Raw genomic sequence first — 22,370 nt, forward strand, 5'->3', positions numbered from 1 at the left:
ATTTGTATCTTTTATAATTAATCTACATTGTCGTGTAGAAATGAATTATTTGAACGCAATTGATTATCATTATTACTATCGGTTCCTAATGACAAACGTGATGCAGAATTTGAAGGTTGATTTTCATTTAAATCAATTCCTGAACGCTTGTATGCTGGTTCTTTTTCTAATTCATCAACTCTCGATGGATTATTATGGAATTTATAATTAAACTCTTTTAACTTTCTTCTTCTTTCATCAGCGCGCATTTTTAAAGTTTCTTCAATGGTCATTTCTATTGGAGAAACATCTTCAAAAGAAGGTGTAAATGTTGAAGTTTTAGTTTCTGTTACATCTTTCATTGTAATATCTAAAGCTTCATCTATAGGTTCTTCAACTTTTGCGTTAGCTGCTGGTTTTGAATTCAACAAATCATTCTCTAATTCCATGTATTCTTCTAATGAATACTTGATAATTCCTTCTTCATTTAACTCCGTTACAGGAACAAATTGAACTGGCTCATTAACTTCGATGTTTTTAGTTTCATCGGATAAATCGAAAACAATTTTTGTCTCTTCAGCTTCACTTTTCATCTCTGTTTGAGCTTCAAAAGTAAAAGTGATTTGCTCTTCTTCTTTAGAAATAGTTTGAGGTTCAACAACATTAATTTCTTTAACTTCAGGAGTTGTAATTCTGAAATCAATATCTTTTATTGGAGAAACAATTTCAAAAGTCACATCTAAATTTTTTATGAATTGCGTCATAGCAATCAATTCATTTTCATCTTCATTAACAACAGGTGAAGTTGTTTCAAAATCGTCTTCGATCAATTCAAAAACAATTTTTTCTTCCTTTTCTTCAACTGGTGATTCTACTTTTGATTGAAAAACGTCAACTGGTTTTTGAGATAAATCTCTAACTAGTTTTTGATCATCTTCTAAAGAGTGAATTATTTTTTTTGGTTCAGTATTTACTATTTCATTTTGTTGTTCTACATTAAAACCAGTAGCAATAATAGTTACCGCAATTGATTCGCCTAGCGTTTCATCTTCACCAACTCCCATGATAATATTAGCGTTATAACCTGCTTCGGCTTGAATATGGTCATTGATTTCTCCAATTTCATCAATAGTGATTTCGCTAGTTCCAGAAACGATAAGCAACAATACGTTTTTGGCACCTGTAATTTTATTATCATTCAATAATGGTGAATCTAAAGCAGAAATTATAGCTTCTTTTGCTCTGTTTTCACCTGAAGCAACAGATGAACCCATTATTGCAGTTCCACTATTTGATAAAACCGTTTTTGCGTCTTTTAAGTCAATATTTTGAGTATAATGATGTGTAATTACTTCTGCAATTCCTCTTGAAGCAGTTGCCAAAACTTCATCTGCTTTTGAGAAACCAGCCTTGAAACCAAGATTACCGTAAACTTCTCTTAATTTGTTATTATTAATAACAATCAAAGAATCTACTTGTTTTCTTAATCTTTCAACACCTTGTAAAGCTTGGTCAGAACGTACTTTCCCTTCAAATTGAAATGGAATAGTAACAATACCAACAGTTAAAATATCTCTTTCTTTGGCCAATTGAGCAATTACCGGTGCAGCACCAGTACCTGTTCCTCCGCCCATTCCAGCAGTAATAAAAACCATTTTCGTGTTTGTATCTAACATCTTTTCAATATCAGCAATACTTTCTATTGCAGATTGTTGCCCAACATCTGGATTCGCTCCTGCGCCTAAACCTTCTGTTAAATTAACACCTAATTGAATTTTATTTGGTACAGCACTATTTTGTAATGCCTGAGAATCAGTATTACAAACTATAAAATCTACACCTTTAATTCCTTGCTTAAACATGTGGTTAATGGCATTGCTTCCTCCGCCACCAACTCCAATTACTTTAATAACATTTGATTGATTTTTTGGCAAATCAAATGATATATTTCCAAATTCTGAGTTGCTTATCATACTATTTTGGTTTTTGTTTTGTTTGACTTATTATGGTTTTATTCTGCGTTATCTAAAAAATCTTTAATTTTTTCTACATATCGGTCGAAAAACGATTTCTTAATTTTTTCACCTGTAGATTCTTTTTCTTGCACTTTCGCTTCTTCAAAAACTTCATTTGAAACTTCTTCAATTGGCTGCTCTGCAACAGGAACATGAACTTGTCTTGTAGTTTCTGTAAACGAATCTTTTAATTCAATTTTATAAGCGCTAACAGTATTATTTGCAATGCTATTCATTACTAATCCAACAGCAGTTGCATACAATGGACTTGAAATTTCTTGACTTGAATTTCCAGCTAAATGTTCATTAGGATAACCTATTCTTGTATCCATTCCTGTAATGTACTCAACAATTTGTTTGATGTGTTTCAATTGAGAACCACCACCAGTTAATACAATTCCAGCAATTAATTTCTTTCTTGGATCTTCATGACCATATGCTTTTATTTCAGTATAAACTTGTTCTATTATTTCCACAACTCTCGCATGGATAATTTTTGATAAGTTCTTTAGTGAAATTTCTTTTGGATCACGACCACGTAAACCTGGAATTGATACTATTTCATTGTCTTTGTTTTCACCTGGCCAAGCAGAACCGAATTTTGTTTTTAGTAATTCTGCTTGCTTTTCAATAATTGAACAACCTTCTTTAATGTCTTCCGTAATTACATTTCCTCCAAAAGGAATTACTGCAGTATGACGAATAATTCCATCTTTAAAAATCGCTAAATCTGTAGTTCCACCACCAATATCAATTAAAGCAACACCTGCTTCTTTTTCCTCCTGACTTAAAACTGCATCGGCTGAAGCTAATGGTTCTAATGTTAAACCAGATAATTCAATTCCTGAACTTTGAATGCAACGACCAACGTTTCTAATAGAAGCTGCTTGTCCGACCACAACGTGGAAGCTTGCTTCCAATCTTCCACCATACATTCCAATTGGTTCTTTTATTTCTGATTGACCATCAATTTTGAACTCTTGCGGCAATACATGAATAATTTCTTCACCAGGAAGCATTGCAAGTTTATTCACTTGATCGATTAATAACTGGATATCTTTTCCGCTTATAACTTCTTCGGGATTGGTTCTAATCACATAGTCAGTATGTTGAATACTACGAATATGTTGACCCGCAATTCCAACCACAACATCATTGATTTTATAACCCGAATTATTTTCGGCTTCTAAAACTGCTTGTTGAATGGATTGAATAGTTTGAGTAATGTTGTTTACAACACCACGCGCTACACCTAGACTTTTGGCTTTACCAACGCCTAAAATCTCTAATTTGCCATACTCGTTTTTCTTTCCAATCATTGCAACAATCTTTGTTGTTCCAATGTCTAATCCAACGGCGATGTTTTCTTTTTCCATACTTTAACTATTTAATACAAACCACTTGTTGTGTAAACTTCAGATTTATCATTTTGTATTTATTCAAAGTGCTATCTGAAACTGCTTTTTGAAAAAATGCTTTATAATTATTAAATTTTCGTTCAACATTGATCGTTCGACCAAAATCTATTCTAAAATCATAATTTCTGTTTTCTAAAATCAAGCTGCCATTAGGCAAAACTTGAACACCAATGATATTTTTTTTCAAAAACTCATCTTCAAAAATTGTCCTCAACACCAGAGCCAATTTTTCTTTTTTCACTCCATTAATATCCCCCGAAATGAGTGGAACTCTCGCTGTATAATTGTCTGAAAAAGGCATCTCATTTCCTTCATAATCAATATAAAAAGATCTATTTTCAGTACTAACTCTTCCCAGAGGAGTTTTTTGTTTTACCACTGCTTTTAAAACTCCATCAACACTGACAAATACATCAGCTTTCTGAATTAACTTTTGTTCGTTGATAGAATTCTCTAGTTTCTTCAAAACTAAAGTTTCTTTAGTAAAAGTTTTAGCATTACTATTTTTTTCTATTAACAATTTATTAACCATTTCAGATTTAATAAAAGGCGTGTTATTATCTAGAATTTCTACTTCTACTTTCTTTATTTTTCTATGATTATTTCTATATGAAGTAAATGAATACAAAAAAATCACTAAAATAAACATGAGTAATAATCTGATATTTGTCCAAGTTAAAATCTTCATGATAATGCTTTTTTAACGTTTGGAACTAATTCACCAATATCGCCTGCACCGATAGTAACAATTACCTTAGAATTACTTTTCAATATTTCAGAAATCAACTCTGATTTTGAAACTAATTTTTTGTTTGAGTTTTCAATTTTTGACAATAACCAACTTGATGTAACGCCTTCCATTGGAAGCTCTCTTGCAGGATAAATATCTAATAATAGTATTTCGTCAAATTTTGATAAACTTTCGGCAAAGCCATCGATAAAATCTTTAGTTCTACTGAATAAATGTGGTTGAAAAATGGCCAAAACTTTTTGATTTGGATATAATTCTCTAACAGCTTGATGAACCGCTTCAATTTCTGTTGGATGATGTGCATAATCATCGATATAAACTAAATTTTCAGATTTAATTTGATATGAAAATCTACGTTGTACACCTTTAAATGAAGCCAAGGCTTTAGCAATGTCGTTGGTTGGGGTGCCAAACGTTTTCGCCATCGCTAAAGCCATCAAGGCATTCATTAAATTATGATGTCCAGGCAAGCTGAATGCTATATTTTCAATTGTTTCTGAAGGTGATTTTACATCAAAAACATATGCACTATTTTCAATTCTAATATTTGTTGCTGTAAATGTTGCTTCTTCGTTTATTGCCACTGTCAAACCTTCTAATGGTAACCCTTTTGGAACAAACAATTTTGATTTATCTGAAACTTTATCTGCAAATTCTCTGAAAGAGGATTCAATTGAAGAAGCATCGCCATAAATATCCAAATGATCCGCATCCATTGAAGTTACACAGGCAATGTTTGGATGAAGATGTAAAAAGGAACGGTCAAACTCATCAGCTTCAACAACTGAAATATTTTTTCCTGAACCAATTAAATTTGAATTGTAATTTTCAACTATTCCTCCAAGAAAAGCGGTAACGTCAGCGCCACTTTCATACAAAATATGACCAAGAATACTTGAAGTTGTTGTTTTTCCGTGTGTGCCAGCAACCGCAAAACAAAAAGTATCTTTGGTTATTATTCCTAAAACTTCAGCACGCTTTTTTACAATATAATCGCGTTCTAAAAAATAATTTAATTCTGAATGTGTTATTGGAACTGCTGGCGTCAAAACTACTAACGTGTTTTCAATATAATAATCTTTTGGTATCAAGTTTATATCATCTACAAAATGAATTGACATTCCACCTGCAATAAGTTCATTGGTCAATGTTGAAGGTGTTTTGTCGTAACCAGATACATTTTTGCCAATATTTTGGAAATAGCGCGCCAAAGCACTCATGCCGATGCCGCCAATTCCAATAAAATAAACATTATGTATTTGGTTCAAATTCATTATTTAATCAACTTAATTATTTCTTCAACAATATCTTTTGTAGCATTAGGTTTTGCTAGTTCTTTACAATTTTTTGACAAATCATTTTGCAATTTTTCGTCAGAAATTAAATTTTGAAAAACTTCATCAAATTTTTCGTCTAATTCATTTTCCTTAATCATCAAAGCGCCATTTTTTTCTACAATTGCTTTAGCGTTTTTTGTTTGATGATCTTCAGCAACGTTTGGTGACGGAATAAAAATAGTTGGCTTTCCTACTAAACATAATTCGGAAACCGATGATGCACCAGCACGAGAAATCACAAAATCTGCTACTGCATAAACCAAATCCATTCTGTCTATAAAAGCAGTAACTTGTACATTTTTATTGTCTGAATAATGTTTGTATTCTTCAATATAAAATTTACCACATTGCCAGATAACCTGAATATCATTGGCAACTATATCAAATATTTTACTTTCTATTAATTGATTTATTCTTCTTGATCCAAGACTTCCACCAAGTACTAAAAGAGTTTTCTTTTCTTCTTTTAATTTAAAATACTCTATTGCTTCATTTCTTTTATTTGAAATATCTAGCAAATCTTGACGAACTGGATTTCCTGTTAAAATAATTTTCTCTTTTGGAAAAAAACGTTCTAAATTTTCATAGGCAACACAAATGGTATTGGCTTTTTTGCTCAATAATTTATTTGTGATTCCTGGATATGAATTTTGCTCTTGAACCAAAGTTGGAATATTTGCACTATTAGCCATTTGAAGCAACGGACCAGAAGCAAAACCTCCAGTTCCAATAACAACATCAGGTTTAAATTTTTTAATAATACTTCTTGATTTCCATAAACTGCTCATTAATTTCAAAGGAAACATAGCGTTTTGAAACGTTAATTTACGTTGTAATCCAGCAATCCAAAGACCTTCAATTTTATATCCTGCTTGCGGTACTTTTTGCATTTCCATTTTATCTTTTGCTCCAACAAAAAGAAACTCGGCATCAGGAAATCGTAACTTCAATTCATTTGCAATAGCAATTGCCGGATAAATATGTCCGCCAGTTCCGCCTCCGCTAATTATGAATTTTAGTTTTTTCATCTCTTTATTTATTTAAAACTACATCTAAAGGATTTTGATTTTCAACTATTGAAAAATCTTCCTCTTCCAATTCATCTTCTTCTAATTGTTTATCAATTAATTTTTGTAAAGCTGCTTCACGTTTAGCTTTTTCAGCTTCGTCTTCAGCTATTTCTTCTTCTTTTTTGGTAACACTGATAATAATACCCAAAGCAATACAGGTTATCCAAATCGAAGTTCCACCAGAACTTATTAATGGTAATGTTTGTCCTGTGACTGGTAATAATTCTACAGCAACTCCCATATTGGTCATGGCTTGAAAAATGATTGGAAAACCAAGTCCAACAACTAATAATTTACCGAAAAGCGTTGTTGATTTATGAGCTGCAACTACAAATCTGAATAATAGTAAAAGATATAATCCTAATACAAATAATCCGCCAAATAAGCCATATTCTTCAACAATTATGGCATAAATAAAATCGGAAGAAGATTGTGGTAAAAAGTTTTTTTGAACACTTTTTCCAGGTCCAAGTCCGTAAACGCCACCTGAAGCAATAGCTATTTTTGCTTTTTCAATTTGATAGTCATCTTCATCAGGTTTATCGGTAGCAAAATTATCAATACGACTAATCCATGTATCAACACGATTTGGGAATGCACCAGGAAAAGCTTTGGCTACTAAAACAAAAAACACCAAACTTACTAATCCAACACCAAGTATAACTCCGATGTATTTTAATGGATATTTCCCAATAAAAACCAACATTAAAACCATAGAAAAAATTAACGCTGCTGTAGATAAATTTGCAGGTAAAATTAATGCCAATGTTATGAAAACTGGCGTCCATAATTCCCAAATAGAAGCTTTAAAAGTAATTGGAGTTTCTCTTTTTTTGGATAAAAATCTTGCTACATAAATGTATAAAACAATGGCGGCTAAAGTTGATGTTTGAAAGGTAATACCAATAAACGGAATTTGAATCCATCTACTTGCATTGGCACCATCAATCATTGTTCCTTTGAGCAAAGTATAAACCAACAAAATCCAAACAACAGGTAACATTATTTTGGAAATTGTTTTAAAATAATGATATGGTACTTTGTGAATTTTGTATAAAATAAAAAATCCAACAAATACCTGTGCAGCATGCTTCAACAAATAAGTAAACGCATTTCCTGAACCATGACGCATATATGCCAAATTACTACTTGCGCTAAAAACAGGCATAAAAGAAAGCATCGCCATCAAAGCAACGAATGCCCAGATAACTTTGTCTCCTCTTAAACTGTTTATAAACTCTTTCATAATAAACTTCTATAGATTTTTTACAGCTGCTTTAAATTGATTTCCTCTGTCTTCATAGTTTTGAAATAAATCAAAACTTGCACAAGCAGGCGATAATAAAACAGCATCTCCTTTTTCAGTTAAATGTTTTGCCGTAATAACAGCATCTCGCATGTTGTCAACTTCAACCATCATATCGACTACATCTCTAAAGGCATCAATTATTTTTTTGTTATCAATTCCTAAACAAATAATTGCTTTTACTTTTTCGCGCACTAAAGGCATTAATTCTGAATAATCATTTCCTTTGTCAACACCACCAACAATCCATACCGTTGGAACAGTCATGCTGTCTAAAGCAAAAAACGTAGCGTTAACATTTGTTGCTTTACTATCATTGATGTATTGCACGTTTTGGATTTTTAAAACTTTCTCCAAACGATGCTCAACACCTTGAAAATTTGATAAACTTTCGCGAATGGTTTCTTTTCTGATTTTCATCAATTGTGCCACTGATGTAGCTGCCATTGCGTTCTTCAAATTGTGATTTCCTTCTAAAGAAATATCTACAATTTTCATTTCCAATTCTTCTTCGTTGATAAGAATGTTCATAGTGTCTTGTTTTATAAATGCTCCAAATTCAAATTGTTTTGACAGTGAAAAAGGAACTAGTTTTGCTTTTGTTTTGTTTTGTTTTAACCATTCCGAAATTGCTTCATCATCTGCGTCGAAGATTAAAAAATCATCTTCGGTTTGGTTCATTGTAATTCTAAATTTTGACGCGATATAATTTTCGTACTTATAATCGTATCGGTCTAAATGGTCTGGACTAATGTTTGTAATTATGGCTATTTCTGGCTTATAGTCAATAATTCCATCCAACTGAAAACTGCTTAACTCTAATACATAACAATCGAAATTTTCTTCTGCTACTTGCCATGCAAAACTTTTTCCAACATTACCTGCTAAACCAACATTTAATCCACCCGATTTTAACAAATGATAGGTTAACATTGTTGTGGTTGTTTTACCATTACTTCCTGTAATTCCAATGGTTTTAGCCGAAGTATATTTTGCTGCAAACTCAATTTCTGAAATAACTGGTATTCCTTTTTCAACCAACTTTTTTACAATTGGAGCTTTTTCAGGAATTCCTGGACTTTTCATTACGATGTTTGCACTCAGAATTAAATCTTCAGTATGGGTTTCATCTTCCCATTTAATTTCATACTGATTAAGAACGTCTTTATAGTTTTCTTTTATTTTTCCGAAGTCAGAAACAAAAACTTCGTATCCTTTTTTCTTTCCCAAAATGGCTGTTCCAACTCCACTTTCTCCACCGCCAAGTATTACCAATCGTTGCATTTTATCTCAATTTCAAGGTTACAATAGAAACGATGGCAAGCATAATGGCAACAATCCAAAAACGGGTTACTATTTTACTTTCGTGATATCCTTTTTTCTGATAATGGTGATGCAATGGTGACATCAAGAAAACCCTTCGTCCTTCACCAAAACGTTTTTTAGTGTATTTGAAATAACTCACTTGAATAATTACAGAAAGATTTTCAGCAAAAAATATGGCACACAATACTGGTAAAAGCATTTCTTTTCGAACAGAAATTGCTAAAACTGCAATAATTCCACCGATAGTTAAACTTCCTGTATCGCCCATGAATACAGAAGCTGGATAAGAATTGTACCAAAGAAATCCAATTAATGCTCCAACAAATGCAGAAATAAATACGGTCATTTCCCCAGAATTTGGAATGTACATAATGTTCAAATAATTGGACAAAATGATATTACCTGAAACGAACGTAAAAATTCCGAGTGCGAGCACCGAAATGGCTGATGTTCCAGCAGCTAACCCATCGATTCCATCAGTTAGATTTGCACCATTTGAAACGGCAGTGATGATAAAAATTACAATAGGAATAAATACCAACCAAGCCCAATTTTGATAATCATCGGTAAATGGTTTTAAAATTTGAGCATAATCTAATTCGTTGTTTTTGGTAAATGGAATTGTAGTTGTAGTCGATTTTATTTCCGCTGGTAATTCATTAATTACTTTCTCAGTACTGTTAAATGGAACCGCATTATTAGTGTGTTCTCTGATGGTAACTGCAGGATGAAAATATAAAACAGAACCAACAATCAATCCAAGACCAACTTGACCAATCACTTTAAAAATACCTTTTAATCCTTGTTTGTCTTTTTTGAAAATTTTGATATAATCATCAATAAAACCGATTGTTCCCATCCAAAGCGTAGTTACAATCAACAACAAAACATAAATATTATCCAATCTTGTGAATAATAATACCGGTATAAGCGTAGCGATGATTATGATTAATCCACCCATTGTTGGCGTTCCGGCTTTTTGAGTTTGTCCTTCAAGACCAAGTTCTCTTACAGTTTCACCAACTTGTTGATTTCTTAAAAATGTGATTATTTTTTTTCCATAAATAGTAGACAACATCAATGAAAGTATCAATGCTAATGCAGAACGAAACGTGATGTATTGGAAAACTCCCGTTCCAGGAATATCCATTGTTTTATCTAGGTATTCAAATAAATAATATAGCATAATGTTTACTTATTTAGTTGCTCTAAAAATTCTTTTACTATTTTCATATCATCGAAATCATATCTAACTCCATTGATTTCTTGATAGGTTTCATGTCCTTTCCCAGCAATCAGAATAATATCTTTAAAACTGGCCAATTGACAAGCGGTTTTGATAGCTTGTTTTCTATCAACTATTGAAAGCGTTTTTCTTTGATTTTGAACCTCAACACCTTTTTCCATATCAGCAATAATATCAATTGGATCTTCGGTTCTTGGATTATCAGAAGTGATAATTACTTTGTTGCTCATTGATGTTGCAATATGCGCCATGATTGGTCTTTTTGCTTTATCTCTGTCACCACCACAACCAATAACCGTAATTAAATGTTCGTTATTCGTTCTGATATCATTAATGGTTTTTAATACATTTTCTAAAGCATCAGGCGTATGTGCATAATCAACAATTGCTGTGATTTGTTCTTCAGAAACTATAAACTGAAATCTTCCTGAAACACTTTCTAACTCTGAAAGCAATCGCAAAACTTCTAACTTATCTAAACCAAGTTCTACAGCAGTTCCATAAATTGCCAATAAATTATAGGCATTAAACGTTCCGATTAATTTAACCCAAACTTCACTTTCATTAATTTTTAACAGCAAACCCGAAAGTTGGTTTTCAAGAATTTGAGCTTTATAATCTGCGTAACTTTTTAATGCATAAGTCAATTTTCTTGCAGCTGTGTTTTGAAGCATAACCAAACCATTTTTATCATCAATATTGGTTAATGCAAAAGCTGTCTTTGGCAAATGATCAAAGAATGATTTTTTAACATCACGATATTCAGCAAAAGTTGGATGATAGTCTAAATGATCATGCGATAAATTGGTGAAAATTCCAGCTGCAAAATGCAATCCTTCCGTTCTTTTTTGATGAATACCATGTGAACTAACTTCCATGAAGCAATATTCAACACCAGCTGTATTCATTTCTGCCAAATAATGATTAATGGTCAACGAATCTGGCGTTGTATGTGTAGCTTTATATTCTTGGTCATCAACCAAAATTTTCACTGTTGACAATAAGCCTACTTTATAGCCAGCTTTTTTAAACAATTGGTATAAAAGTGAAGCAATGGTTGTTTTTCCATTGGTTCCAGTAATTCCGATTAACTTCAAGTTGTTGGATGGATTTCCATAAAAATTTGAAGCTAAAAACGCTAAAGCTGTATTGGTATCTTTTACTTGAACATAGGTAATTCCGGAAACAATAATTTCAGGCAAAGTATCACAAACTATAACCGTTGCGCCTAGATTAATTGCTTTTTCAATAAAATCATGACCATTAGAAATAGTTCCTCGAATTGCCACAAAAACATCATTCTCTTGAATTTTTCGTGAATCAAATTCAATTTTTTCAATAGCAATATCTGTCGAACCTTTTACAACTTCGATAGCTACTTTATATAATATTTCTTTTAAAATTATCACGATAATTCCAGAGTTATAATTTTTACATTCTCAAGTAATTCTCCAGGCAAAATGGATTGTTTTTTAACTTTTCCAACACCAATTACTTTTACTTTTATTTTTAAATTTTCTAAAAGAGCAACAGCATCCATTCCTGCCATTCCTTTTAGATTAGGCAATGTTTTCTTTTCAGATTGAGCTTTGTCATAATATTGTTGATAAGCAACTTCAACTTTTGAAACTTTTGAATTCAAATTTTTGATTTCATTTGTTGATGGCGCATCGGTAAATATTTTTTGAGCAATTCGTTTAAAAACTGGTCCAGCAACATCAGCACCGTAATAATTGTTATTTGATGTATTTGGTTTATGAACTACCACAATACAAGAGTATTTTGGATTTTCAACGGGGAAAAATCCAGCAAATGATGAAATGTAATATTTATCAGCTCCGCTATTTACACCATAATTTGCTGCGGCAGTTCCTGTTTTTCCTGCCATTGAAAAATCTTTAGAATATAACTTTGAAGCCGTACCTCTTTTAACAACATTTTCTAAAACTGCTTTTACTTTTTTAATGGTTTCCTCAGAACAAATTCGAGGATTTATTACTTCAGTATTGTATTTTTTAATGACTTTATTCCATTCCTTAATTTCTGTAACAAATTTTGGCTTAATCATTATTCCATTATTGGCAATTGCATTGTAAAGCGCAAGAGTTTGTAAAGGCGTAACAGAAACTCCATAACCATAAGCCATCCATGGTAACGAAATTCCGCTCCATTTTTTATCACCAGGTTGAGGAATATACGGAATTCCTTCACCTTCAAATGGCAAACCAATTGGCTTATTTAGCCCTAAAGCATCAATTCTATCAACAAATTCTTTTGGATTGTCTTTGTAGTTATCATAAACAGCTTGAACCATAACCGTATTTGAAGAAACTTCAAAACCACGAGCTAATGAAATTTTGCCATAACCACCTTCGTGCGAATCACGAACTTTTCGGTTATAATAAGTTACAATTCCACCATTAGTGTCATAAACTTTACTAGTATCAACTTTATTATCATCGAGTAAAGCAATCAAATCAACCAATTTGAATGTTGAACCAGGTTCATGTGATTCTGCTACAGCATAATTTACAGTTTCATAATACGAACCATCGCTTGCTCTACCTAAATTTGAGATAGCTTTTACATTACCTGTTTTAGTTTCCATCACAACAACACAACCATGATCGGCTTCATACAATTCAAGTTGTTTCAACAAAGCATGATGCGCAATATCTTGAATGTAAACATCAATCGTAGAAATTACATCATAGCCATCTTGTGGATCAACTTCATTAATATCTCTAATCGGTTTCCATTGACCTTTTGCGATTTTTTGTTTTAATATTTTGCCGTCTTTACCGTTTAAATATTTTCTAAACGACCATTCGATTCCTTTTCCATCTGGAATTCCTGATGGCGTTATTCTTTCGTAACCGATTGTCCTTTCTGCTATTTTACCAATTGGATGTTCACGAACTGTTTTTTGTTCAGTAATCATTCCACCTTTATAAGTTCCTAGATTAAATAATGGAAAACTTTTAATTCTTAAGTATTCTGTATATGTTAAACTTCTTGCTAAAAGAAAATACCTGTTTTTATCAGCTTTTGCTTTTCTGAGTTCTGAATGATAATAAGAACTTGGTTTTCCAAGCATTACTGATAATGAATCAGAAAGTGCTTTTACATTTTTATCAAAATCTTCTTCTTTCGGCGCAACAGCATCAAATCGAATCGTGTAATTTGGAATTGAAGTAGCTAACAAACTTCCATCGGCAGAATAAATGTTCCCTTTGTTAGCAGGAATGATGAAGTTTTTAACCGAACGTTCTTTGGCTAGTTTTCTATAATAATCGCCTTTAACCCATTGAATGTTGGTAAGTTTAAACGTAATTGCGCATGCAATAACAAAGAAGCTGAATGCAACGAGATAAATGCGATATGATATTTGCTTTTCTTCTACTGCCATAACTTCTTAAACAAACTTTTTTCTTCTACTTTTTTTACTTTTATTTTTTTTGGTGGAACCGATGATGGAAAAATATTTCGTTCTTTCATTTTCTCCGAAACTGTCGATTCCATTTTTAATTTCATTAACTCAGAACGTCTATCTACAAACTCTGAACGCAATTCCTTTACTTCATTTGTAAGCTCTGTAATTCTAAAAACTTTACGTTCAAATCGATGCGTATTTGCAATCATTCCAATAGCTAGAAGAATTAGAAAAACGATAAAACGCCAATTTTTTGTAGCATCTTCATTTACTAAAAATCTTGCTTTCAATATGCTGTAAACACCTTTCTTCATAAACTATTTACTTTTTTTCAGCAACTCTCAACTTTGCACTTCTAGCTCTATTGTTTATTTTGATTTCTGCTTCTGTCGGAACAATTAACTTTTCTATCAGTTTAAATGGAACCGAAAAATTCCCGAAAAAATCTCTCTCAGGTTCACCTTCAAACAATCCGTTTTTCATAAAGCGTTTTACTAATCTATCTTCTAAAGAATGATATGATATCACACTTAATCTTCCATTTGGTTTCAAGATTTCAAGCGACTGCTCTAAAAATTCTTTCAACACTTCCATCTCCTGATTTACTTCAATTCGAATGGCTTGGTAGATTTGCGCCAAAATTTTATTTTTGAACTGCTCTGGTAAATATTTATTAAGAACTTGTTTTAACTCTTCAGTGGTTTTAATTGTCTTTTTTTCTCTAGCTTCAATTATTGTTCTTGCTAAAGCTGGAGCAATTTTTAATTCTCCATAATCCAAAAAAACTCTTCTCAGATTTGCATCATCATATTCGTTAACAACTTTAAATGCATCTAAATCATTTTTTTTACTCATTCTCATATCTAAATCTGCTTCAAAACGAGTAGAAAAACCTCTTTCAGGAACATCAAATTGATGCGACGAAACTCCTAAGTCTGCCAAAATTCCATCAACATTTTTTATTCCATAAAATCTCAAAAAACGTTTTATATATCTAAAATTCTCAGGAATCAAAACAAAGCGTTCATCGGCTATACTATTTGCTTGAGCATCTTCGTCTTGATCAAATGCGAATAATTTTCCGTTTGGTCCAAGCCTTTTCATAATCTCTCTTGAATGTCCGCCGCCGCCAAAAGTTACATCTACATAAACTCCATCAGGCTTAATATTCAAACCGTCAACAGTTTCATGCAACAAAACAGGATTATGATATTCCATTGTCATCATTTATATTTCCCATTACATCTTCTGCCAAATCAGCAAAATCTACATCATCACCAGAAATTGATTTTTCATATAATTCTTTATCCCAAATCTCAACTATGTTTACAGCTGACGAAAGGACAATGTCTTTAGAAATTTTTGAGAAAGCGATTAAATCTTTTGGAACTAACAATCGGCCAAGTTCATCTACTTCAATCATTTTTACTCCAGCCGTAAATCTTCTAATGAAATCATTATTCTTTTTCACAAAACGATTTAACTTATTGATTTTTTGCATCATCAAGTTCCATTCTGCCATTGGATACAATTCTAAACATGGTTGAAAAACTGAACGCTTTAAAACAAAACCATCTTTCAACGAAGATGTTAATTGCTTTTTTAACGCAGCTGGAATCATCAATCTTCCTTTTGCGTCAACTTTACATTCATATGTTCCAATTATTGAATCCACTCTTTCTCTTTAAGATATGAGCAAAAATATAAAAATAATTACCACATTTTACCACAAATTACCACTTTGTTAATAAGTTTTACCACTTTTTGAAACTTTAGAAATGAAAACTGTCGTTAAATCAAAATGATTTTTTTAAGAATTATTTAATAAATCATGAATTACAAGCATACTAAAAGAAAAATTAATACGTTATTTTCATTTTTAATGCGAAAAAGTCAAAAAAAAGAAGCAATGAGAAAATTTTAAAATTAAGAATAAGAATGTTGATAATTAGACTGTTAAAATTTAAAAGCTGCTGATACTGTTTTTTTAACAATCCGGAGTAATTAAAGGTAATAAATCATATATTATATAAAGAAAATTATATATTTGTGACATACGGAAAGCACCTATTTTTAATGGAAAAAATTTATAAAAAAGAAGGACGATATTCTTATTTTGAAGCTGGTGAAGGAACACCAATAGTAGTATTACACGGACTAATGGGTGGTTTGAGTAATTTTGGAGATGTTGCTGATTATTTTTCTAATAATGGCTATAAAGTTGTTATTCCGGAGTTACCACTTTACACTCAAAATATTCTAAAAACTAATGTAAAGGCTTTTGCCAAATATGTAAAAGATTTTATCACATTTAAAGGATTTGATAGAGTAATCCTTTTAGGAAATTCTCTTGGTGGACATATTGCTTTATACCATTCTAAAATGTATCCTGAAAAAGTTGCAGGGATTGTAATTACCGGAAGTTCTGGTCTTTACGAAAGTGCAATGGGTGATAGTTATCCAAAACGAGGTGATTATGAATATATAAAAGCTAAAACTGAAGGTGTTTTTTATGACCCAAAAATAGCAACCAAAGAAATTGTTGATGAAGTTTTTGCAATTGTAAATGACAGAATAAAAGTCATCAAAACTTTAACAATAGCCAAAAGTGCTATTCGTCATAACATGGCAAAAGATTTACCTAAAATGCATGAGAAAACATGCATTATTTGGGGTAAAAATGACAAAGTTACACCTCCAGAAGTTGCCGAAGAATTTCATAAATTAATGCCAAATTCCTCCTTATATTGGATTGATAAATGTGGTCATGCCGCCATGATGGAACATCCTGAAGAATTTAACAGAATTTTGCATGAATGGTTAAAAGAAGTACATTTGTAACAATATAAAGTTCCTGAATTGGAACTTTTTTTATTTAAAAATCATGGAAATAAATCAAGCCGAGTTTATAATTAGCAATTCTGAAGTGAGCAAATGTCCGAAAGAACCTTTGCCAGAATATGCTTTTATTGGTCGCTCTAATGTTGGAAAATCTTCATTGATAAATATGTTGACCAATCATAAAAATTTGGCTAAAACTTCGGGTAAACCAGGGAAAACGCAATTAATAAATCATTTTAAGATTAATCAAAATTGGTTTTTAGTCGATTTACCTGGTTATGGATATGCTAGAGTTTCAAAAAAAACAAAAGAAGTTTTTCAAAAGTTTATTACCGATTATTTTGAAAAAAGAGAACAGTTAGTTTGCGGTTTTGTGTTAATTGACATTAGACTAGAAGCTCAAAAAATAGACCTAGAATTCATCAATTATTTAGGAGAAATTGAAGTCCCATTTTGTTTAATTTTCACCAAAGCTGATAAAATAAGTAAAACAAAAATAGATTCTCATATTGCAGCCTATCGAAAAGCATTGCTGGCTAATAACTGGGAAGAAATGCCGCAACATTTTGTAACTTCTTCTACCGAAGGCACAGGAAGAAAAGAATTGTTAGAATTTATCGACTCTGTAAATCAAGAAATGTTTAAGGATAATGGATTTTAAAAAAAGCGGTCAAATGACCGCTTTTTTTTATTTAGTTAATTCCATTTTTTCGGCAAAATATTGACAAAAATCTTTCATAGTTTCGGTCATTTTTTCATCGGCAGTTGCACGTTTAAAAGTATCAGCCATAGCTACTAAAGTTTGATGAAAAAATTGCTTCATTTCATCTACAGGCATATCTTTTGTCCATAAATCGATGCGTAATGTTTCTTTTGCATTTGCATCCCAAATGGATAACATCATTGCTTTTGCTTCTTCTAAATCAACACCGCCATCTTGAGCAGACCAAGTCAATTTTTCTGGAACTCTGTTTTCGTCTAATTCTACTACGAATTTTATTTCTGAAGTTTTATTCATTCTTTTTTGGTTTGTATTTTGAGCGATCAAAAATTTCTTTATAATCCATTTTTAGTAAATCTTGAACTGTTACTTTCTCGTTATTTTTCATAAATGAACGAACTATTTGCCAACCAATCCATTGTCCTACTCTACCTGGTGATTCATTATCAATTTCTAAGTAAAACTTGGAAAAAGGAGCAAGATTTATAAATCGATTTGGCAATCTTGAATCGGAACTATATAATATATTTTCGTCTATAAAAAATCGCCACATATAACTTTCATTTTCTTGACACCAAGTAATTTGTTCTGGCAAATAACCAATTTTTTCGGCATCTGTATAATCAGGCAATAACAAATCTTTTAAGTATAATTCTTTACCATAATAAATCATCTCAGCTAAAAGTGATTTATCTTGTGATGGCGGATTTGTTCTCATCGCAAAACTCGAAACTATATCTGGCATCATTTGTCTTTCCTCGAAATTTTGCTTCAAATAAGCTGGAAATTCATAAAACTTGTGCTCTTTTCCTAGATATAATTCTAATGCAATAATCAATTTATCATTGGCATAAATTGCTTTGTTGTTATAATCCATTTCACCAATAACCGTATAAACTGTTGGAGTAATTATTGTTGGGAAATAATATTTAAGATGTTTGAAAAGTTCTTCAATTTCTGTTGTTTGTTTACCAAAATTACTGTACTTTTTTTCAGTTTCATCATAAAGTTCACGCCACAAAGGATTTTGCATTTTATCTAACCAAACTCTATCATCATTTCCTTCCGGAAAGAAAAATGGATATTCAGCTTTTAAATTTTGCAAATCCGAAGGTTTTGCCTCAAAAAAAGCTTTATCAAATCGAACTACTCTTATTTGCACAGGAATTTCTTCGACTGCTTTTTCTACTTTAGATTTTTTATCACAAGAAATGAATAGCAAAAGGAAAAAGGAAACTAAAAAAAGAGATTTTTTCATTAATTTAAAATTAAAGTAAATCACAAGTGAAAAATGTTTTGATTTTTTAACTTTGCAAATATACGTTTCAGTTTCTTAAAACAATCCTAACAAATGACTAAAAAAAGTGCTATTAAAGTTGAAGAAGTAAATAATTACATCGTCAATTGGTTAGAAGAATATGCTCAAAAAGCAAAAGTAAACGGTTTTGTGGTAGGAATTTCAGGCGGAATTGATTCTGCAGTTACCTCAACACTTTGTGCTCAAACTGGATTGAAAACGCTTTGTGTAGAAATGCCAATTCATCAAGATATTAAACAAGTTAATAGAGGAAAAGAACATATTGAACAATTAAAAAGCAGGTTTTCTAATGTTTCTCATGTTATTACTGATTTGACTGATGTTTTTGAAACTTTTAAAACTGAAGTACCAATTAGTGAAGATGAAACGAAGTATAATTTATCACTCGCAAACACCAGAGCTAGATTAAGAATGACTACTCTTTATTTTCATGCAGGAATAAATGGTTTGCTGGTTGCTGGAACTGGAAATAAAGTTGAAGATTTTGGAGTTGGATTTTACACAAAATATGGCGATGGTGGCGTTGATTTAAGTCCGATTGCCGATTTAATGAAAAGTGATGTTTATGCTTTAGCTGAATTTTTAAAAGTTCCCAATTCGATACAAATTGCGGCTCCAACCGACGGCTTGTTTGGTGATTCACGTACCGATGAAGACCAACTCGGAGCAAGTTATGACGAATTGGAATGGGCAATGCTTGAATCAGAGAAAAATAAAACAGTTGAAGATTTTAGTGGTAGAGAAAAAGAGGTTTTTAGTATCTATAAACGCTTGAATACTGCCAACAAACACAAAATGGAACCTATACCTGTATGTATACTTCCAAAAAATTTGTAATATTTTCACTAATTAATAGTATTATTTCTATTTTTTCAGTATTTTTACTCTAAATTTCTATTAATTTTATCAAATACCACAATTATGATAAACGTATGTATTGCTGATAACTTTCCAGTTGTACACTTTGGTATCAAAGCTTATTTCAAAGACCACAGTGAAATAAACATTGCATCCAACGTAGGGAATTTTTTCATGATACCAGATGCATTAAGAAACAAAGAAATCGATGTTTTAATAATGGATTTGGAACTTGACGGATTAAATAGTATTTATGAAGTTAAGTCAATCATCAAAAATTTTCCAAAAACTAAAGTTATTATTTTCAGTAGCTTGTCAGAACACATCTATGCACCAAATGCTATAAAAGCTGGTTGTGCTGGTTATGTTCATAAGACATCAAAACTTGAGAATTTGGGAATTACTATTGTTAAAGTTAGCAATGGTCAAATTATCCTAAATGACGACATCAAGAAAAAATTAGCATTAATTGCTAAACAAAACAAAACGGAACGATTGTACCGTAAACTTTCAAACCGAGAAATTGAAGTTCTTCGTTTTTTAAGTGATGGAAAAAAGAACAACGAAATTGCTAAGATTTTGAAGCTTAACGAAAAAACTATTAGTACTTACAAACTTCGTCTTTTGACTAAGTTGAATGTAACTAATTTAGTTGACCTTGTTAATAAAGCAAAAACTTTAGAAATCGTCTAAAAAAAAATCCCGAGAAATCGGGATTTTTTTTTAATAATAAGTTGAACGTATTCTGCCTATTTTATTAGTCAGTACGACTTTTAACTTATTGTAATCGTTTATGTTTGTCTTTAATTCTTCAACGTCTATTTCCTGGTTAACTGTGAACTCATTCATTAAATCAGCAACCAATTTATTGATTAAATATTCTCTAAAGGAAATTATAGTTTCTGAAACATATTGACTTATAGTTTGGTCTTTTTGCTTTACATAAATATGCTTAGTTTCCCAATTATGTAAAGTTTCTTTTTCATCTTGCATCAAAATATCGGTAACCATCTGAGCTTGTTCTTCAGGTAATTGTTGCAAATATTGTTCTTGATTAAAAACTTCTTCTTGATTATATCGAGCTATTAAATCAATGTAAATTTCTTTAAACAATGGATTTGCTAGTTCAATTTCGTCTTCTTGCAAACTCAAAAATATTCTTTGAAAAACTTTATAATTATTTTTTTCGGCAATTTCAATTGTTTCACCTTCTTCGTTTAGCTTCAGAATAACATCTTCAAATTCAGCCTCATGATTTCCATAAAGCAATAATATTTCAATTAATTTACGTTCTAATTTATATATAATATTTACTTTTTCTTGCGAAAATTGAGTTTCGGTTTTTACAACTTCAAAGGCTTTTTGATCTTGCTTAAATTTTTTATCAGCTTCAGAAATATCTTTTTTAACCAATTGCGCCAAAGTATTCAACAAAACTTGTTCAGAAATATCCATTATTCTGGAACATTCCTGAATATAGATTTCTCTTTTAATTCTATCTGGAATTTTAGAAATACTGACAACCATATCACGAATTAAATCCGCTTTTTTTATTGGATCGTTTTTAGCTTCATCCATCAAAATAGAAGCTTTAAACTGAATGAAATCTTTAGCATTAGTTTCTAAGTACAATACTAAATCCTCAAACGAATTTTTTCGAGCAAAACTATCGGGATCATCGCCTTCTAGAAAAGTGCAAACTTTCACATTCATTCCTTCTTCCAAAATCAAATCTATTCCACGAATAGAAGCTCGCAATCCAGCAGCATCTCCATCAAAAAGCACCGTAATGTTTTTTGTCAAACGATTGATTAGTCGGATTTGGTCTGGTGTTAAGGCTGTTCCTGAAGAAGCTACAACATTTTCAATTCCGGCTTGATGCATTTGAATCACATCGGTATAACCTTCAACTAAATAGCAATTATTTTGTTTGGCAATAGCTTGTTTGGCATGAAAAATTCCATACAATACTTTACTTTTATGGTAAATATCGCTTTCAGGAGAATTAAGGTATTTTGCCGCTTTTTTATCATTGCTTAAAATTCTTCCACCAAAACCTAAAACTCTTCCCGACATTGATTGAATAGGAAACATTACTCGACCTTTGAAACGGTCAAATTGTTTGTCTTCTTTTACAATTGTCAAACCTGTTTTTTCCAAATAATCAAGTAAATAACCTTTCGACAATGCTTCTTTAGTAAAAGCATCCCAACTTTCTGGTGAATATCCTAATCCAAATTTGGTAATTGTTTCAGAAGTAAAACCTCTTTCTTTAAAATAAGAAAGTCCGATAGCTTTTCCTTCTTCGGTATTAAGCATGGTTTCTTGAAAATATTTTTTAGCAAATTCAGAAACCAAATACATGCTTTCTTTTTCACTTGCAATGGCTTTGTCTTCATTTGAAACTTCTGTCTCTTCTATTTCAATATTGTATCTTTTTGCTAAAAAACGAATGGCTTCCGGGTACGTGAAATGCTCGTGTTCCATCAAAAAAGTAACAACACTTCCGCCTTTTCCGGTACTAAAATCTTTCCAAATTTGTTTTACAGGCGAAACCATGAACGAAGGAGTTCGTTCTTCTGAAAATGGACTTAATCCTTTAAAGTTACTTCCAGCACGTTTTAGTTGAACAAAATCGCCTATGACTTCTTCTACTCTAGCGGTTTCAAAAACTTTATCAATGGTTTCTCTGGTAATCAAGATTTTTGGTTCTAAATTTAGAATTCAAAGTTACATGATAAAATAAAAAAA

The 22,370-nt window shown here is 31.5% G+C and carries 20 protein-coding genes; 4 read left to right on the top strand and 16 right to left on the bottom strand.

The features are described 5' to 3' along the window. Positions 1 to 17: 17 nt before the first annotated feature. The 13 genes from ftsZ to mraZ are packed head-to-tail and all read right to left on the bottom strand — an operon-like array spanning position 18 to position 15,556. Positions 18 to 1,952 carry a cell division protein FtsZ gene (gene ftsZ / locus RN605_RS07675; protein WP_313323909.1) on the bottom strand — a complete coding sequence of 645 codons (1,935 nt, stop codon included), beginning with the start codon at positions 1,950 to 1,952 and terminating at the stop codon, positions 18 to 20. Positions 1,953 to 1,990: 38 nt separating this feature from the next. Beyond that, positions 1,991 to 3,370: a cell division protein FtsA gene (gene ftsA / locus RN605_RS07680; RefSeq protein WP_313323910.1), complete on the bottom strand. Its 1,380-nt coding sequence runs from the start codon at positions 3,368 to 3,370 to the stop codon at positions 1,991 to 1,993. A gap of 7 nt (positions 3,371 to 3,377) precedes the next feature. After that, positions 3,378 to 4,100 carry a cell division protein FtsQ gene (locus RN605_RS07685; protein WP_313323912.1) on the bottom strand — a complete coding sequence of 241 codons (723 nt, stop codon included), beginning with the start codon at positions 4,098 to 4,100 and terminating at the stop codon, positions 3,378 to 3,380. Beyond that, positions 4,097 to 5,437 (bottom strand): UDP-N-acetylmuramate--L-alanine ligase, encoded by a 1,341-nt coding sequence (gene murC, locus RN605_RS07690; RefSeq protein WP_313323914.1) that lies wholly within the window; start codon positions 5,435 to 5,437, stop codon positions 4,097 to 4,099. Before murC ends, RN605_RS07685 begins: the two co-directional genes overlap by 4 nt. Continuing rightward, a complete protein-coding gene (gene murG, locus RN605_RS07695; protein WP_313323916.1) occupies positions 5,437 to 6,528 on the bottom strand; it encodes an undecaprenyldiphospho-muramoylpentapeptide beta-N-acetylglucosaminyltransferase in 1,092 nt (363 codons plus the stop codon). The genes murC and murG overlap by 1 nt, the downstream gene beginning before the upstream one ends. 4 nt (positions 6,529 to 6,532) lie before the next feature. Next, positions 6,533 to 7,816, bottom strand: coding sequence for an FtsW/RodA/SpoVE family cell cycle protein (locus tag RN605_RS07700; protein WP_313323918.1), 1,284 nt, complete (start codon positions 7,814 to 7,816; stop codon positions 6,533 to 6,535). Positions 7,817 to 7,825: 9 nt separating this feature from the next. Continuing rightward, positions 7,826 to 9,160, bottom strand: coding sequence for a UDP-N-acetylmuramoyl-L-alanine--D-glutamate ligase (murD, locus tag RN605_RS07705; protein ID WP_313323920.1), 1,335 nt, complete (start codon positions 9,158 to 9,160; stop codon positions 7,826 to 7,828). 1 nt (position 9,161) lies between these two features. Further along, positions 9,162 to 10,388 carry a phospho-N-acetylmuramoyl-pentapeptide-transferase gene (gene mraY, locus RN605_RS07710; protein WP_313323922.1) on the bottom strand — a complete coding sequence of 409 codons (1,227 nt, stop codon included), beginning with the start codon at positions 10,386 to 10,388 and terminating at the stop codon, positions 9,162 to 9,164. Positions 10,389 to 10,393: 5 nt separating this feature from the next. Beyond that, positions 10,394 to 11,857 (bottom strand): UDP-N-acetylmuramoyl-L-alanyl-D-glutamate--2,6-diaminopimelate ligase, encoded by a 1,464-nt coding sequence (locus RN605_RS07715; RefSeq protein ID WP_313323924.1) that lies wholly within the window; start codon positions 11,855 to 11,857, stop codon positions 10,394 to 10,396. Then, positions 11,854 to 13,857 (bottom strand): penicillin-binding protein, encoded by a 2,004-nt coding sequence (locus RN605_RS07720; RefSeq protein WP_313323926.1) that lies wholly within the window; start codon positions 13,855 to 13,857, stop codon positions 11,854 to 11,856. Before RN605_RS07720 ends, RN605_RS07715 begins: the two co-directional genes overlap by 4 nt. Further along, positions 13,848 to 14,195 carry an FtsL-like putative cell division protein gene (locus RN605_RS07725; RefSeq protein WP_313323928.1) on the bottom strand — a complete coding sequence of 116 codons (348 nt, stop codon included), beginning with the start codon at positions 14,193 to 14,195 and terminating at the stop codon, positions 13,848 to 13,850. The genes RN605_RS07720 and RN605_RS07725 overlap by 10 nt, the downstream gene beginning before the upstream one ends. Positions 14,196 to 14,202: 7 nt before the next feature. Continuing rightward, positions 14,203 to 15,105 carry a 16S rRNA (cytosine(1402)-N(4))-methyltransferase RsmH gene (rsmH, locus tag RN605_RS07730; RefSeq protein WP_313325809.1) on the bottom strand — a complete coding sequence of 301 codons (903 nt, stop codon included), beginning with the start codon at positions 15,103 to 15,105 and terminating at the stop codon, positions 14,203 to 14,205. Further along, positions 15,086 to 15,556, bottom strand: a complete 471-nt coding sequence (gene mraZ / locus RN605_RS07735) for a division/cell wall cluster transcriptional repressor MraZ (RefSeq protein WP_313323930.1) — start codon at positions 15,554 to 15,556, stop codon at positions 15,086 to 15,088. Before mraZ ends, rsmH begins: the two co-directional genes overlap by 20 nt. Positions 15,557 to 15,957: 401 nt before the next feature. Between mraZ and RN605_RS07740 the strand changes: the two genes are divergently transcribed. Next, positions 15,958 to 16,722: an alpha/beta fold hydrolase gene (locus RN605_RS07740; RefSeq protein ID WP_313323932.1), complete on the top strand. Its 765-nt coding sequence runs from the start codon at positions 15,958 to 15,960 to the stop codon at positions 16,720 to 16,722. A 43-nt stretch (positions 16,723 to 16,765) separates the two neighbouring features. Beyond that, positions 16,766 to 17,383, top strand: coding sequence for a ribosome biogenesis GTP-binding protein YihA/YsxC (yihA, locus tag RN605_RS07745; RefSeq protein WP_313323934.1), 618 nt, complete (start codon positions 16,766 to 16,768; stop codon positions 17,381 to 17,383). Positions 17,384 to 17,410: 27 nt separating this feature from the next. Here yihA and gldC read toward each other — a convergent pair whose 3' ends face one another. Both gldC and gldB read right to left on the bottom strand, forming a co-directional pair. Then, complete coding sequence (gene gldC, locus RN605_RS07750) at positions 17,411 to 17,740, bottom strand: gliding motility protein GldC (RefSeq protein ID WP_313323936.1); 330 nt, start codon at positions 17,738 to 17,740, stop codon at positions 17,411 to 17,413. Continuing rightward, positions 17,733 to 18,701, bottom strand: coding sequence for a gliding motility lipoprotein GldB (gene gldB, locus RN605_RS07755; protein ID WP_313323938.1), 969 nt, complete (start codon positions 18,699 to 18,701; stop codon positions 17,733 to 17,735). Before gldB ends, gldC begins: the two co-directional genes overlap by 8 nt. Positions 18,702 to 18,794: 93 nt before the next feature. On the opposite strand from gldB, the gene nadE reads away from it, so the two are divergent. Beyond that, complete coding sequence (gene nadE, locus RN605_RS07760; RefSeq protein ID WP_313323940.1) at positions 18,795 to 19,598, top strand: NAD(+) synthase; 804 nt, start codon at positions 18,795 to 18,797, stop codon at positions 19,596 to 19,598. A gap of 84 nt (positions 19,599 to 19,682) precedes the next feature. Further along, on the top strand, positions 19,683 to 20,312 hold the full coding sequence (locus RN605_RS07765) for a response regulator transcription factor (protein ID WP_313323942.1): 630 nt from the start codon (positions 19,683 to 19,685) through the stop codon (positions 20,310 to 20,312). Between the two features lie 30 nt (positions 20,313 to 20,342). On the opposite strand, the gene dnaG is transcribed toward RN605_RS07765, so the two are convergent. Then, on the bottom strand, positions 20,343 to 22,319 hold the full coding sequence (gene dnaG / locus RN605_RS07770) for a DNA primase (protein WP_313323944.1): 1,977 nt from the start codon (positions 22,317 to 22,319) through the stop codon (positions 20,343 to 20,345). Positions 22,320 to 22,370: the final 51 nt, after the last annotated feature.

Origin of the sequence: Flavobacterium sp. PMTSA4 (genome assembly GCF_032098525.1) — a bacterium.
Classification (GTDB): Bacteria; Bacteroidota; Bacteroidia; order Flavobacteriales; family Flavobacteriaceae; genus Flavobacterium; species Flavobacterium capsici.

Excerpts from the sequence above, each read along its gene's own strand:
- ftsZ (WP_313323909.1), bottom strand. The coding sequence starts at position 1,952 with ATGATAAGCAACTCAGAATTTGGAAATATATCATTTGATTTGCCAAAA.
- ftsA (WP_313323910.1), bottom strand. The coding sequence starts at position 3,370 with ATGGAAAAAGAAAACATCGCCGTTGGATTAGACATTGGAACAACAAAG.
- RN605_RS07685 (WP_313323912.1), bottom strand. The coding sequence starts at position 4,100 with ATGAAGATTTTAACTTGGACAAATATCAGATTATTACTCATGTTTATT.
- murC (WP_313323914.1), bottom strand. The coding sequence starts at position 5,437 with ATGAATTTGAACCAAATACATAATGTTTATTTTATTGGAATTGGCGGC.
- murG (WP_313323916.1), bottom strand. The coding sequence starts at position 6,528 with ATGAAAAAACTAAAATTCATAATTAGCGGAGGCGGAACTGGCGGACAT.
- RN605_RS07700 (WP_313323918.1), bottom strand. The coding sequence starts at position 7,816 with ATGAAAGAGTTTATAAACAGTTTAAGAGGAGACAAAGTTATCTGGGCA.
- murD (WP_313323920.1), bottom strand. The coding sequence starts at position 9,160 with ATGCAACGATTGGTAATACTTGGCGGTGGAGAAAGTGGAGTTGGAACA.
- mraY (WP_313323922.1), bottom strand. The coding sequence starts at position 10,388 with ATGCTATATTATTTATTTGAATACCTAGATAAAACAATGGATATTCCT.
- RN605_RS07720 (WP_313323926.1), bottom strand. The coding sequence starts at position 13,857 with ATGGCAGTAGAAGAAAAGCAAATATCATATCGCATTTATCTCGTTGCA.
- RN605_RS07725 (WP_313323928.1), bottom strand. The coding sequence starts at position 14,195 with ATGAAGAAAGGTGTTTACAGCATATTGAAAGCAAGATTTTTAGTAAAT.
- rsmH (WP_313325809.1), bottom strand. The coding sequence starts at position 15,105 with ATGACAATGGAATATCATAATCCTGTTTTGTTGCATGAAACTGTTGAC.
- RN605_RS07740 (WP_313323932.1), top strand. The coding sequence starts at position 15,958 with ATGGAAAAAATTTATAAAAAAGAAGGACGATATTCTTATTTTGAAGCT.
- yihA (WP_313323934.1), top strand. The coding sequence starts at position 16,766 with ATGGAAATAAATCAAGCCGAGTTTATAATTAGCAATTCTGAAGTGAGC.
- gldC (WP_313323936.1), bottom strand. The coding sequence starts at position 17,740 with ATGAATAAAACTTCAGAAATAAAATTCGTAGTAGAATTAGACGAAAAC.
- gldB (WP_313323938.1), bottom strand. The coding sequence starts at position 18,701 with ATGAAAAAATCTCTTTTTTTAGTTTCCTTTTTCCTTTTGCTATTCATT.
- nadE (WP_313323940.1), top strand. The coding sequence starts at position 18,795 with ATGACTAAAAAAAGTGCTATTAAAGTTGAAGAAGTAAATAATTACATC.
- RN605_RS07765 (WP_313323942.1), top strand. The coding sequence starts at position 19,683 with ATGATAAACGTATGTATTGCTGATAACTTTCCAGTTGTACACTTTGGT.